The sequence below is a fragment of the Vibrio plantisponsor genome (assembly GCF_013041605.1).
GTDB lineage: Bacteria > Pseudomonadota > Gammaproteobacteria > Enterobacterales > Vibrionaceae > Vibrio > Vibrio plantisponsor.
Window position 1 is genome coordinate 86,411 of the sequence record NZ_JABEQC010000006.1, and the last position, 14,273, is coordinate 100,683.

Below are 14,273 nucleotides of genomic sequence, written 5' to 3' on the forward strand. Positions count from 1 at the left end.
CAGTCGAATGATACTTGGTTAAGCTACTTGGTTAAGCAACAGCCTTTGAATATGAGACATGAGCTTCGAAGTAGCGTCTTGTTTCTTCAATCACCACATGACGTAGCGCAATCAATCCAATCAGGTTTGGAATTGCCATCAGACCATTCACGATATCTGCCAAAATCCAGATCATATCCAAATGCAAGAAAGCGCCTGAAGCTACAAGAGCAATGAAGATTAGCTTATATGGCAGAACCGCTTTTGTCCCTAATAGGTACACAACACAACGTTCACCGTAATAGTTCCAACCTAAGATGGTGGTAAATGCGAAGAACATTAAGCCGATAGAGACAAGCATTGGGCCCAACGTGTTTGCATTTAAGCCAACAGCGAATGCATGAGTGGTCATCGCTGCACCAGCCAAATCTGTTTGCCATGCGCCGGTAAGAATCAACGCTAAGCCCGTCATGGTACAGATGATGATGGTATCGAAGAATGTACCAGTCATGGAGATTAAACCTTGGCGTACACAAGAGTCCGTTTTCGCTGCTGCTGCTGCCATTGGAGCACTACCTAGGCCAGATTCGTTTGAGAATACACCGCGTGCGATACCAGACTGGATAGCCAGCATAATGCTTGCGCCAAGGAAACCACCTGTTGCTGCGGTTGAAGTGAAAGCAGACACAAGAACCAATTCAATAGCATTCAGCAGTTGATCTGAGTTGGTGATAATCACACTCAGACAAGCAACAATGTAGAACACCGCCATTGTCGGTACCACTTTACCCGCTACTTTCGCAATCGACTGAATACCGCCGATAGTGACGAATGCCACTAGCAGAGTCAGCACCACTGCGGTTACTTCACGTGATACACCAAATGAAATCTGTGTTGCATCTAAAATCGCGTTTACTTGAGGAAAAGTACCGATACCAAAACAAGCGACACCCAGAGCAAAAATCGCAAACAACACAGCAAGCGCTTTTGAACCAACACCGTATTGTAAGTAGTACATTGGTCCGCCGACCATTTGGCCGTTTGCGTCGGTTTTACGATATTTCACAGCAAGTAGACATTCAGCGTATTTAGTCGCCATGCCAAATACTGCCGCAAGCCACATCCAGAACAGTGCACCAGGACCACCGACTTTGATAGCGGTTGCTACGCCAACGATGTTACCTGTACCTATCGTTGCAGATAGGGCGGTACACAATGCAGCGAAACTGGATACATCACCTTCTTTATTTGAGTTTTTGTCTTTGGAAAAGACCATTTTTAACGCCGTGGGTAGATGGCGAAACTGAAGTAAGCCTAAACGAAATGTGAAATAGATACCTGTACCAACAAGTAATATCAGAAGTGGTGGACCCCAAATAAAATTGTCGATCGATTGTAGTAATGATTGAAGGTTTGTCATGAATTCCCCTTAAAAAATAACATATAAGGAGAAGAGAGAAAGGGTACTAAAAAATATAAATAGATCCGTTGCGTTGGATGCAACGAATACAATAGGGCCTTTCACTCCTCTGTCCTTTTGCCTGAGAGTTTCACCCTGCTAAACGCAGGACTTGCTCCTTCGGCGACCGATTTAACGGTTCTCTCCAGAGGTTCCTCCAACTACAGTCCTCGCTTATTCCAAATACGGAATAAAGCACCTGAAAGATTTACTTCTTCGGCGGGTAACACTAATCTAACAATTTGTTATTAGATTAATAACCTCTCTCCTGCAGTCTTCATCGGAACAATTATCCATGTGAATGGATAATTTGCGTTGGCGATATTAGCGAAATCAAAATGTGATGTCACGCGCTAGATCAATTTAATGTAACATTGTGGTTCAAGTTACGGATTTATATACTTTCACATGACTTTATGGGCAATAATACGTGATATAAGCTAGTCAACAAATTGGAGGAATCCATGAACAGGTTAATTGCTATCGCTGTATTGGTGGTGCTGGCTTTTCTGTTAATCCGTTACGGTACTAACGCGAAATTTCAAAAGTGGATTGTAACCGCTTTGGTTTCTGCGTTTGTTATCTATGTTGTGACAGTTGTTATTACCGAATTGATCCGCTGATGTTTGAACTAGGAGTAAAAAATGAATCAAACAGATTTAGATGATGATCATGATGATGTTGTTGTCATCGAGCAGCGTGATAAAAGGGGTGTTGTATACATAGCTGTGGCAGCAGTGCTGGGCTTGGCACTCGGAGGTCTGATTGGTTCTTCAATCACGGCTTCAAAGTGGGAAAAAACATACCAAGTGCTTGAGGCTCAATATCAGAAGAGTCAAGAAACCAAAACAGAACAAGCGGCGATTGTAGAGCAGAATAAAACGACTGCTAAAGAAGAGTTTGATAAGCAACTTGCAGCCGCGATGGAAGAGCAAGAGCAGAAACATCAACAGGCTATGGCAAGTGTCGAATCTCAACGGACTGAGCTTGAAAAAGTGAATATGTCGTTGGAAGCGCAAGTCGCAGAACAAAAAGCGCAGCTGGAGCAGACTGCCCAGCAAAATGCCAAGTTGAATCGTCAGTCAGATATGCAAACAACCATGCTTGAGCGTTCGCGTGAATTATTCCAGCAAGAGCTGAAAATTAAGCAAGAAGTAGAAACCTTGCAGAAAGAACGTGATGAGTTGGTTCCTAAGCTAAAAACACTGAAAAAAGAGTGTGATGTTTATTTAGAAGGCAAGTCATGGGATGCGACCTCAGACTCTTGTGATAAACAAGATGCTGCGAGTTCGAGAATTAGCCAAATTGATCAAATGCTAAGAATTCATCAGATGGACTTAGAGCAAATCAAAGCACTTTCAGAAGAACTCGGACTTTAAGTTTCAATCGAAATGAACAAATAAAAAACCAGCCAAGAGGCTGGTTTTTTTATCAACTTAGTGTGACAACAATTGTGATTAATCGCGGAAGTTGTTGTATTGGAATGGTTGTTCCAAATCTGAACCACGTAGGAACGCGATCACTGCTTGCAAATCATCACGCTTTTTACCGGTTACGCGTACTTTGTCGCCTTGAATTGAAGCCTGAACTTTGAGCTTCTCATCTTTGATCATCTTAACGACTTTCTTCGCTAGATCGGTCTCAATACCTTGTTTGAAAACCACCTCTTTAGACCAAGTTTTACCTGACGGTACAGATTTTTTCGATTCCATTGAACGTGGATCAACACCGCGTTTCGCGAGGTTGTTACGCAGGATGTCCATCATCTGAGTGATCTGGAAATCGTCAGGAGCAGTAAGTTTTACTGTTTCATTTTTTAATTCAAAACTGGCTTCAACGTTACGGAAGTCAAAGCGTGTCGCGAGATCACGAACAGCGTTATCAACTGAGTTACGTAGTTCTACAGTATCGACTTCAGAAACAATATCAAAAGAAGGCATGTTAAGTTTCCTTATTGTTGATTAGAGCGGCGTACTTTTATTGACTCAGCCAGCATTGCCAGCATTGTCTTGGTATCTTCCCAGCCCAAACAAGGGTCAGTGATAGATTGGCCGTACGTCAGATTATCAAGGTCAACCATAGACTGGTTTCCTTCCTCAATAAAACTTTCAGCCATGATACCCGCTATTTTATGACTACCGGACTCGATTTGCTCACAAATGTTTTGAGCAACGTCTAATTGTTTACGATGCTGCTTTTCGCAGTTCGCGTGGCTGAAATCGACCACAAGACGTTCCGGTAAATTAAATTGGGCTAGTTGCTTACACGCTTCATCAATTGAAGCTGCGTCAAAGTTTGGTCCAGATTCGCCACCACGCAGGATGACGTGACCGAATGGGTTGCCCGCAGTGCGATAAACCGTCATGCGACCATTTTTATCTGGCGAATAAAAGTAGTGTTGAGCATGAGATGCACGAATCGCATCAATAGCAATTTTCACATTGCCATTGGTACCGTTCTTGAAACCAACAGGACAAGACAGGGCAGAAGCCATTTCCCGGTGAATTTGAGATTCTGTCGTACGCGCGCCAATTGCTCCCCAGGTGATCAAATCAGAGATATATTGACCGGTGATCATATCCAGAAACTCAGTCGCGGTAGCAAGAGCAAGCTTATTGATATCTAACAGAAGTTTACGAGCTTTATTTAGACCGGTTTCTAATGCATAAGAGCCGTCTAAGTTTGGATCGGTAATTAGGCCTTTCCAACCAATAACTGTGCGCGGTTTTTCAAAGTAAGTTCGCATAACAATAAACAATTCATTGCTATATTGTTCTTGAATTGCACTTAAACGCTGGCCGTAATCTAAAGCTGCTTCTGTATCGTGCACAGAACATGGACCTACGATGACCAAAAGGCGATCGTCCTCGCCAGTAAGAATCTGTTCGATTTGTCTGCGAGAGTGAGCAATACGTTGTGCAACTTCTTCCGTAATTGGATGTGCTTGGCTAAGTTCTGCCGGAGTTGGCATAGGTCCCAACGCTTGGGTTCTTAATTCATCTGTTTTGGTTGGCATAGGAGAATAGCCTGTCCTTTTATTGCGAAGCGCTAAAGATAGCGAATTTGGCTGTCAGAATAAACAGTTGCGAGCATTTGACGCTCATAAAAAGTGTAAAGTGAAAATATATTCAGTTTTTCACCATAACTATTGGATATATGCTTGTTTTTCTCTCTTTGACTCGGTATTTTCGAGCTAACAACAAAACGGTAATTGGAGCAGTAATGAGTTTTGAACAACAAGGAATCATCCATCAAGAATTGGTGTTGGGAAATACCCTGCCAAATGCGGAGCCACAGCAAAGTAGCCATGCCTTATTTATATCGCTGTCTGAATTGATTGCAGAGAGTGTGTTCTACCATCCTGCATTGGCTGCGGGTGGAGTAGAGTTGCTTCCTGAGTTAGAACAAAACTCATTGAAATCTCTGCTCAACGGACTGTCGATCGAAGAACATTTTGTCTCAGTTCTTGTAGAACGCATTACGCAGTCGATCAATGCTGAACATCGCTCAATTCGAATCTGTTTAAGCTCATCAGACAGCTATGCGTTTAAAGCATTAATTGGCGGAAGCATAGAAGAAGATGAAGTTAACCCAGCCATGGGTGTTCGCGGTGTGTCCCGATTTGCTTCTAGCAAGTATTCACCGGCGTTTGCTCTAGAGTGTAAGGTGATCAAAGCGCTGCAAGAGAAAGGGCATAACGTAGAAATTGTTGTCCCGTTTGTTAGAGCATTAAGCGATGCGGCAACCATTATTGATCGTCTGGCTGAACAGGGTTTACCACGTGGTTTGAATGGTCTTAAAGTTCTGTATGTTTGTAGTGTGCCTTCGGCTGCGTTGGTTGCAGAAAAGCTGCTGCAATACTTTGACGGTGTTGTCATTGATTGGGATGACCTGACGCAGATTACGTTAGCGGTGGATAAATATAATGAAGCGATTAGCTACTTATATAACCCAGAAAGCGAAGCGGTAAGTCAATTAGTAAACCTTGCGGTAACGGCTGCAAACGCAGCTAAAAAGCCTGTAGTGGTTGTTACTCGTGGTTTGGAAAACTATCCGAAACTGCAGGAGCATCTTGCAGAAAACGTTCAGCCAGAGTCTATTTTTAACTTTTAACTCGCTGTTCTTGTTTAACAATGAAGAGATTGGTGAGAGCATCACTGATCTCTTAATTTTGTTAACGAAATGTTGACACGATCACCAGCATCCCTTTAACTGACCGAATAAATATAAAACAACATACCTTAAAAGGTCAGAAACATGCTCTCTACTCTTACTAAAGCAAATTGGTATCTCAAGTCATTTGGTTTTTTTAAAGTTCCATTGATTTGGGCATGCCGTCCTCAAATACTATCTCTTAACGAGAAATCGATAGAAATCCGTATTCCTTTAAAACGACGCAATAAAAACCATTTGAACAGTATGTACTTTGGTGTGCTTGCTGTTGGTGCTGACGTAGCTGGTGGCTTTATGGCTATGGACAAAGCGGGGCAGCGTGGTGAAAAGGTGTCGCTGGCTTTTAAAGCGGTCAAAGGGGAGTTTTTTAAACGTCCCGAAGCGGATGTGCACTTTCATTGTGATGATGGCGAACTGATAGATGCAATGCTGGACGAAACCATTGCAACAGGTGAGCGAATTAATAAAGACGTAAAAATTGTCGCCACTTGCCCATCGTTGCATGGTGATGAGCCAATGGCGGAGTTTTTGTTAACTTTGTCGCTTAAGCGCATTAATAAACGCGCTTAGTGTGAAGGGGCTGGCATAGCCCGACTACTGTTGGACTTCGGTTTTCTCAATATCGACGATTTTGCTTCGGTTGAGTACCACTTTCCAACGATAGTAACGAGGGCTTTGCTTGTGTCCGTCTTCCTTGATGATTAAGTTGATTAGATGACGTTTTTCGACGGATTCTCGGCTTACCTGACCATTGCTTAATCGATAAATGCGGTTGGAACCTTTATCCATCAAGCGGGTTAGGGCTCGGAGATCGATCAGCATCACATCTCGTGTTTCTTCATAACCGCTCATAAAACGTGACGTTGTCATTTCTGTTTCTGAGCGGTAGTGAAGGATCTGTTCTTCCCGTTGAACCACGCGCTTTTTACGGATGATTTTGATGCGATCAGCTAGATCGGATAAGGACTTATAGTCAAGCCATTCGATTTTTTGACCGACTTGTTTGCCCGTTGTTGGATCGAAATAGCGTCGTCGCCACTTCGGTTTTCCTTTGCGAATCCAGCGCCACATCATGTCTTTCAAATCGTCTTTAAAAATCTCGCGTAATGCGTAGACAAAAGACATGGCGATAATGAATGATGCGGTGATTTCTCCCCAATAATCTCGCGCCAGAATCGCTGTAATAGTCACAAACACCATCACTAAACCCGTTGCGAAGCCTTTGACCGCGCGCCTCATATTCTTGCCTAAAGAGGTCACTTTCTCAGTAAGGATAATCGGATGCTCTATCAAGCGACGTAGTAAACGCATTTTGTTACTCAGGCGGGTTATGTCTTGATCGGCTTTGACAGAGTTATAGTTGTTCAAAGTACGGTGTGCTTGCTCTTTTTCAACCAGAGTAATCAGGCGTTCTTTGATGGTTTTGTATTCTTTATCGCGAGTCAGTTGAGACACCATGGATAAGAATTTCTGTTCGGTATACCAAGATAGGTAGTTGTCGATATTTGCGTAGTAACGCTTTAAACCTTCTTCATAGGGAATGCTTCTGCGTAGCCGTTTTAGAATGTCTAAAGAGAGTTCAATAACAGTATCAACTTCATCTTCAGTGACGCTGTCACTTGAAAGGTTGAGTTGGTTAACGGCTTTGTCTAATGCGGTAACATATTGATAAGCAAACAAACTTAAACTTACGCGGTATTGTGTAGGTGAGAGCCGGCCACGTTGAGCGAGTCGGCTGTGCACAAGCGGAAGAAGAATTTTGTCACTGTAGTAGGCGCGCTTTTGATGAATAGAGCTGTAAAAAAATTCAGATTCAGTCATGACGTCGGAGGTTAGACCTAGTTCGCCTGGAACAAAGATATACATATCTAGGTCCAGTTTTTTGCTCTCTGACATCTCTGTGGTGATTTTTAACGTAACCGCATCTTGCTTATCTACCGTGATCAACAATAACTCCTAACTATCTTCGAAAAATAACGAAATTTTCTCTGATGAACAGGCGAAAGCATAACAGAGATAACGTATAATCTCTGCAAATTTGAGGTGAGACAGTAATTAATGATTAACGTTGGCAAGATTAACAGTCTAGAAGTGGTAAAAATCGCTGAGTTTGGCGTGTTTTTAGATGCGGGCGAATATGGCACAACAATGTTGCCAAAACGCATGGCTCCTGAGGGCGTAGAACTCGGACACTATGTTGACGTATTTTTGTATTTCGATTCAGACAACCAACTGGCTGCTACGACTGAAAAGCCTGTGGCTCAAGTGGGTGAATGGGGCTTAATGACGATTGAAAGTGTTAACAGCACTGGCGCGTTTGCAAGCTGGGGTATCAAAAATAAAGATTTGTTGCTTCCATTTAGCGAGCAACGTACACGCTTTAAACCGGGACAAAGCGTACTGGTTTATGTTTACACAGATAAAGCGTCTGGTCGTATCGTTGGTACCACTAAGTTCAATAAATGGTTGGATAAAACACCAGCTAACTACACCAAAAACCAGCAGGTTGATTTGATTATCGCTGAACGTTCAGACTTGGGCTTCAAAGCGATAGTGAATGGCGAGCATTGGGGAATGATTTTCCCTTCAGACGTTTTCGGTAAGTTATTCATCGGTAAAAAGCTAAAAGGCTTCATCAAGAATATTCGCCCTGATGGCAAAATTGATCTTTCTTTACAGAAGATCGGTGTTGAGAAGATGGACGACTTGAGCGAGAAGATTTTAGAAACACTGGCTAAGAAAGGCGGTTCTCTGCCGTTAAGTGATAAATCAACGCCTGAAGCTATCTTTGCTGAGTTCCGTACCAGTAAAGGGACGTTTAAGAAATCTATCGGTACTTTGTACAAACAAGGCAAGATTGTAATCGAGCAAGATGGCATCCGTTTGGCTTAAATGCCAAGCTTTATAGCTGTGTTTGTTCCTCCTGAATAACCCTGTTTCCCTAGAATAAAAAAAGGCCCGAAATGCTTTGCATTTTTGGGCCTAGGGGAATGGCTCCGAAGAGCCTGCGCTAATTTCCACTTACTTGTAAGTGTAGTACAGGCTTCTCGTTTAGCGAGGGTTAACTAGAATTTCATACTATAGTTTGATTTTACAAAAGAGAAGTTTGCTTTTTAGAATAGGTTTTTGTCTCTAACAAGCTCTCTTGGTAAACCATTTTTTACTCGGTTACCGACCCATTTTCCTAATCCAATCACATCGTTACCAAAGCGAACGATGACTTCACCTTGACCACTTTGTCCTTGCGGACGAACATCACGCCCCATATACCATTCTCTGGCGTCTTCAATCGAGAGTTCAATACAACAAGCTTCATTACCCGTTGCAAGAGTGGTTGCGACTTGGTGTTGCCAGCGATAGCCTTTTTTGTGTGTTTCAGCAATTTTAATCCCCATGCGTGAGAAACGTAGCTCACCCAGCATTGGCTCTAATGCATCAGGGAATAACCATACATCGTTGTCACGAAGCCAGACGGAACTGTTTTCTGGAAGCGAAATACCTAAGCATTTTTGAAGTTCTTGATTCACATCGTTTGAGATCTTCGCGTTGGCTTTTTCAAACGGGAATTTACCTAAGCGTTTTTTGACTGCTGGCGTATCAACACTGCTATTCTTGCGGATTCGAGCCACGAAGAAGCCTTCGCAGTCATAAACTTGCGGGAATATATGCAGGAAACCTTCTGCTGTTAATGCTTTATTGGCTTCAGGGAATAGGGAAGCTAAGGATTCGAAACTGACTGCATCGCCGAATGTCTGTTGAAGATGCTGGCACACGTCTTGGTTCTCTTCACGGCTTAATGTACAGGTTGAATAAACAAGCACACCACCCACTTTTAGGGCCTGAAAGGCGCTTTCGATCAGCTCTTTTTGTGTATCTGCAATGCTTTGAATGGATTCTTTGCTCCAGTTTTTCAAAGAATCCGGATCTTTACGAATGGTTCCTTCGCCTGAGCATGGCGCGTCCAACAACACGGCATCAAATTGTTCAGGTAACCAACTGCCAAACACTCGGCCATCAAAGTTGGTCAGCGCAGTGTTACGAATGCCGCAGCGTTCTATGTTGGCATGCAGGACTTTTACACGGCTGGCTGAGAACTCATTGGCTACCAAAATACCGTTGTTCTGCATTAACGCTGCAATCTGCGTTGTTTTAGAGCCCGGAGCCGCCGCTGTGTCTAGCACTGACAGGTAAGGGCTGTCTTCAGCGGTGAACAGTGCAGATACAGGCATCATGGAACTGGCTTCTTGGATATAAAACAAGCCAGCCATATGTTCAGCGGTATTCCCCAGAGGTACGTCACTTTCGTCAGCATCAATCCAGAAACCAGTCTCACACCAAGGTACCGGTTCTAAAGCCCAGCCTTTTTCTTCAGCGCGTTTTTTGAATTCCTCTACAGAGATTTTCAACGTGTTTACGCGAACACTTTTACGTAACGGTCTTTGGCATGCTGCAATGAAATCTTCCATGTTTAACTCAGGTGGAAGGATCTCGGCCATTGAAGAAAGGAACAGCTCTGGGAAGGAAATATTTGGATGCAAAACGTAATCTCGGCTAGCTAGAGGACAGAGTGGGTAGTAGGCGGCAGATTATAGCGGCATCACCGTTTTATTTGAAGTCGTGGTTTTACTGCTGGATTATGCGTTGTTAAGCTGAGAAATGAAAAAAGCGTGTTTCCACGCTTAATTCTTATTACTTTCGAGGTTGCTAGTTTAGTTGCACATTAGTTCGGTTGCGGTATAGCAGTGCGCCATTGTTTCCAACCTTCTTCAGCGCGCGGGTACAAATAGAAAGATTGTCCCGCTTTGGCAGCAGGCATGAGCTGCTTTTGTTCCGGAGTAGAGAAGGTAATGCCGCCACGAACAATACTGTCGAACGTTCCTGCTTTGATGTCTGCACCTGATAAACCGATAGAAACATCCACGCCTGAAACATTCCAGAAGACACTGTTTTGGCGAATGAGATAGCTGTACTCAGGTTCAATTTCGATGGTCGAAATCACTCGGTCAGCAAGGTTACCTAGTTGCACACGAGTCACTCGGCCAACATCCATACCTCTGAATAAAACAGGGGTACCAACGGAAACAGAGCCTTTAGTTTCGCTTTGTAGGGTGAACGAAATACTGGTTTTCTTATATGGTAGTTCTGACAACGGGAATGAATAGGTTGGATCTCCATCTCCCGGCTTAACCTCAATGGATTTGCTTAACAGGTTCTCTATATTTTCAATACCATGAGTCAAGCTGACTTTGGCTTCAGCAATCCAAAATACGGATCCTTTTGTTGCGATATTTTTGCTGTATTCAGGTTTAATTCGAGCGGAAATCGCAATTTTATTCGCAGTGAAGCTAGGGGTAACACTGACCACTTCACCGACAGAAACACCTTGATATTTGATATTGGTGCCAACAGGAATCGTCACATCTCCTGATGCTGTAAGCGTGATAGTTTTGCCGTACTTTTGTGCTTGTTGATAGCTTGGGTAAAGTACCCATTTACTGTCGACTTTGTTTTCTACACCACTGATGTTGTCAAACGCGATACCACCTTGAATCAATGTTTGTAGCGGTGCGGCTTTCACACTTATTCCTGCCAGTGAAGCATCAATCTCGACGCCTGAACGGTTCCAAAACACCGTTTGACTCGTGATGAGGTGCTTGTACTGATTTTCAATTTTTACCTTAATCTCAACCCCTTTGGACGTCAGCGTATAGCCTGCCACATTGCCCACACGCAGGTTGCGATAGAGCAGTGGGCTACCCGCGCTGACTGGTGGAAGTTCATCTGCCATTAAGGTCAAAGTCTGAGTGCCAGACTGATTGTACTTTGCCAACTCAGCGAGTGATTGGCTCTGGTAGAGACGGTATTGAGACTGAATTTGTTTGCTGCCTTCACTGACAAAGCTAATAGAACCCGTCAGTAGCTGTTTTGCCGGAGGAATTGAAACGTTTAATCCTGATTCTGTCAGTTCGGCGGTTGCTGTGCCTGTGACATAGAAGCGGCTGTTCGAGCCAATAAATGGAACGTACTCTTCGTCAATCAGTGTATCGAACTCTACGCTATCAGGCTTAAGGGTGACTTTTGTAACGCTACCGACTGCAACGCCTCGATACAAAATATCGGTACCAGCACTCAGACCAAATGAGCTGTCGGCGATAAGTTTTAATGCGACGGATTTCGCTTGAGTACGCTTAAATTCTTGCTTACGTACTGCCACAAAATGACGGGAACGATCACCTTCACCGGGAACCAGAGTCAAGTAGTTACCTTTGATAAGATTGCCTAGATTCTCGACACCTGTCAGCGCTATTTTCGCTTCTTCAAGAACGAAGTTGCTGCCGCTGTTCAACATATCGCTAAAGGCTGGCTGAATAGCGGCAGAAGCAATGATTTCTTTACGTTCTTCGTCCAATTGCAAGTTGGTGATTTGACCGATTTCCAACCCTCTATACATAATTGGCGCACCAGAGAGGCTGATGTTGTTGTCATCGGGAAGAACGATCTTAATGGCGACACCACGTCCGGCGGTTCTGAGATCAGGATAAAGTTTAAATTGCGCGTTTTGTTCAGCGGGTTCTCCTTCGTCAGGGGAGTCAACGGCGATAGCCCCACCTAACAAAGCAGCTACACTTTCCATACGAATATCAACGCCACCTAAGCCTAAGTTAGCGCCAATACCACTTACGTTCCAAAATCGGCTTTCTGTCGTTATGACATTGCGATATTGCTCTTGAATGGATGCGTCGATAATAACTGACTGATTGTCATCAGCCAGTTGATAGTTGTACACCTCACCAATTGGGATTTTCTTGTAGACGATTTGCGACCCAACAGAAATTCCGCCCAGATCTCGAGCTTTTAGAGTAATGGTTAAGCCCTGATTGGCGAGCAAATCTGATGGCGCCGAGTCGAGTGCTCGATAGCTTTGAGGATGGTCGTCTGCATCGTAATCATCGTCTTCAATAATTTCATCGCCCGGGTCAATGGCAATGTAGTTACCCGATACCAAAGCATCCAGCCCCGAAATACCAGACAAACTCGCTGTGGGTTTCACCAACCAAAACCGCGTTTTTTCAGAAAGCAGTCTTTTGGCGTCTGGATATATGTCGGTGTCGACATATATGCTGTCTAGGTTCGGCGACAGTTTGATGTCTCTGACCATACCGACTTCTAAGCCTTGATAGCGAACAGGCGTTCTTCCTGCAACCAGACCTTGTGCATTAGAGAAGTAGATTTGAATCCGTTCACCAGCATCATGGATAGATTTCATTATTAACCAACCAGCTAGCAAGACGGTGAGGATCGGCAAAATCCATAAAGGGGAGATCCCTCTATTCCTTTTGACATCTGGCTTGTAGGAGGTTTGCTGAGTAATATTTTTATTCATCAACTGACTCTTGTTTATTGTTATCGTCGCGGTAATTATCCCAAATGAGTCTTGGGTCGAGGCTCTCTGCTGCTAACAGCGTCAGTACTACCACCATTCCAAAAGCAATCGCTCCGTATCCGGGAGTGAAATCGAGCAACTGCCCACGGTCAACTACCGCCAACATTATAGAAATAACAAATAAGTCCATTACGGACCATTTTCCTATCCATTTGATAACAAAGTATATGATCATTCTTTGGCGGAAAAAGACGCTTCGCTTAAATTTTATGGCAAGTAGTAGATAAGTTAAGCCAAGTATTTTTGCGACTGGTACCACTATACTTGCCACAAAAATAATGACTGCAATACCAACCATGCCACTGTTTATCAGCGAAGCTACACCTGAAAATATCGTGTCTTCGAGTCTTTTGCCGTTGGTCAGCAATACTGAAATTGGTAAAAAGTTGGCTGGAATAATTGAAACTGTCGCAGCCAATAAATACGCCCAGGTCCTTTCAATCGACTTGGGTTTTCTATGGTAGAGCTTTTCATGACAACGGATACAGTTTGAACTCTCTGGTTGAGAGAGGTGGCAGTTGTGGCAGTGTACATGTTTGATCTCTAACGGATAGTCTGTTTCTGGTCGCCACGCTTCCCAATAACGCCTCACACTGATACGACTGATAAGCAACACGGTAAATATCTGTAGCAAAACCAGCCCATAGAGTCCGGGACCAACGAATACGTCAGAGATATCAATCAGTTTGAAACATGAAACAGCGATACTCACCAGAAATACATCGATCATTACCCAAGGTTTAAGCTTGGAGATCAGCAGCAGGGAGTACCGCATCAGGGAAAAATTATTGTGTCTTAACGCAATGTGCGCACCTACCACGCTGCAGCAAAGTATAAATGGCGCTAAAGAAGCACAGAAAAACACCAGCAGTGCTAAGCCCGCATATCCTTCGTTATAGAGTGCTTCTATACCGGAAGGGAGTGTTGCCGGAATCATGACGCCAATCAGGCGAATACGAATAAAATCGAAATAGTGAGAGGGTATAAACAGTAAAAGGCAGGTTATGGCTAACGCTAAGTTACCTGAAAGGGAAGGTTGCCCACCACGGTAAAGCTGCGTACCGCAACGAGGGCAATACGCACTTTTCCCTTTTTCTACGCTGATAACGTCGACGGGTAATTCACACCCTTGGCAAAGGCGTATTCCAGAAGGAGTGGATAGATGCCTTTCTATCGCTCTCACTTTCATCAGATACCCCTTGAACTTAATGTGACATT

The 14,273-nt window shown here is 43.7% G+C and carries 12 protein-coding genes and 1 riboswitch; of the genes, 5 read left to right on the forward strand and 7 right to left on the reverse strand.

Going from position 1 to position 14,273, the window contains the following annotated elements:
- Positions 1-31 precede the first annotated feature (31 nt).
- Positions 32-1,399 (reverse strand): alanine/glycine:cation symporter family protein, encoded by a 1,368-nt coding sequence (locus tag HKI82_RS10065; protein WP_102942130.1) that lies wholly within the window; start codon positions 1,397-1,399, stop codon positions 32-34.
- 99 nt (positions 1,400-1,498) lie between these two features.
- Positions 1,499-1,597: riboswitch (glycine riboswitch) on the reverse strand.
- A 305-nt stretch (positions 1,598-1,902) separates the two neighbouring features.
- Here HKI82_RS10065 and HKI82_RS10070 point away from each other — a divergent pair.
- Positions 1,903-2,061, forward strand: coding sequence for a hypothetical protein (locus tag HKI82_RS10070; protein ID WP_171137898.1), 159 nt, complete (start codon positions 1,903-1,905; stop codon positions 2,059-2,061).
- A 21-nt stretch (positions 2,062-2,082) separates the two neighbouring features.
- On the forward strand, positions 2,083-2,817 hold the full coding sequence (locus HKI82_RS10075) for a chromosome partitioning protein ParA (protein WP_171137899.1): 735 nt from the start codon (positions 2,083-2,085) through the stop codon (positions 2,815-2,817).
- 78 nt (positions 2,818-2,895) lie between these two features.
- Here HKI82_RS10075 and HKI82_RS10080 read toward each other — a convergent pair whose 3' ends face one another.
- Both HKI82_RS10080 and HKI82_RS10085 read right to left on the reverse strand, forming a co-directional pair.
- Entirely contained in the window at positions 2,896-3,378 is a 483-nt protein-coding gene (locus HKI82_RS10080; RefSeq protein WP_171137900.1) for a YajQ family cyclic di-GMP-binding protein, read from the reverse strand.
- 11 nt (positions 3,379-3,389) lie between these two features.
- Positions 3,390-4,454: a 3-deoxy-7-phosphoheptulonate synthase gene (locus HKI82_RS10085; protein WP_171137901.1), complete on the reverse strand. Its 1,065-nt coding sequence runs from the start codon at positions 4,452-4,454 to the stop codon at positions 3,390-3,392.
- A gap of 206 nt (positions 4,455-4,660) precedes the next feature.
- On the opposite strand from HKI82_RS10085, the gene HKI82_RS10090 reads away from it, so the two are divergent.
- Both HKI82_RS10090 and HKI82_RS10095 read left to right on the forward strand, forming a co-directional pair.
- On the forward strand, positions 4,661-5,551 hold the full coding sequence (locus HKI82_RS10090) for a putative PEP-binding protein (RefSeq protein ID WP_171137902.1): 891 nt from the start codon (positions 4,661-4,663) through the stop codon (positions 5,549-5,551).
- A gap of 144 nt (positions 5,552-5,695) precedes the next feature.
- On the forward strand, positions 5,696-6,181 hold the full coding sequence (locus tag HKI82_RS10095) for a PaaI family thioesterase (RefSeq protein ID WP_102942134.1): 486 nt from the start codon (positions 5,696-5,698) through the stop codon (positions 6,179-6,181).
- A gap of 24 nt (positions 6,182-6,205) precedes the next feature.
- On the opposite strand, the gene HKI82_RS10100 is transcribed toward HKI82_RS10095, so the two are convergent.
- Positions 6,206-7,558 (reverse strand): hypothetical protein, encoded by a 1,353-nt coding sequence (locus tag HKI82_RS10100; RefSeq protein WP_171137903.1) that lies wholly within the window; start codon positions 7,556-7,558, stop codon positions 6,206-6,208.
- Between the two features lie 111 nt (positions 7,559-7,669).
- Here HKI82_RS10100 and HKI82_RS10105 point away from each other — a divergent pair, with 111 nt between their 5' ends.
- Positions 7,670-8,503, forward strand: coding sequence for a CvfB family protein (locus tag HKI82_RS10105; protein ID WP_102942136.1), 834 nt, complete (start codon positions 7,670-7,672; stop codon positions 8,501-8,503).
- 221 nt (positions 8,504-8,724) lie between these two features.
- Here the strand turns inward: HKI82_RS10105 and rsmF are convergent, their stop codons facing one another.
- The 3 genes from rsmF to HKI82_RS10120 form a co-directional block, all read right to left on the reverse strand.
- A complete protein-coding gene (gene rsmF / locus HKI82_RS10110) occupies positions 8,725-10,149 on the reverse strand; it encodes a 16S rRNA (cytosine(1407)-C(5))-methyltransferase RsmF (RefSeq protein WP_171137904.1) in 1,425 nt (474 codons plus the stop codon).
- 182 nt (positions 10,150-10,331) lie between these two features.
- A complete protein-coding gene (locus HKI82_RS10115) occupies positions 10,332-12,995 on the reverse strand; it encodes an MlaD family protein (RefSeq protein WP_171137905.1) in 2,664 nt (887 codons plus the stop codon).
- On the reverse strand, positions 12,988-14,244 hold the full coding sequence (locus HKI82_RS10120; RefSeq protein ID WP_171137906.1) for a paraquat-inducible protein A: 1,257 nt from the start codon (positions 14,242-14,244) through the stop codon (positions 12,988-12,990). The genes HKI82_RS10115 and HKI82_RS10120 overlap by 8 nt, the downstream gene beginning before the upstream one ends.
- Positions 14,245-14,273 lie beyond the last annotated feature (29 nt).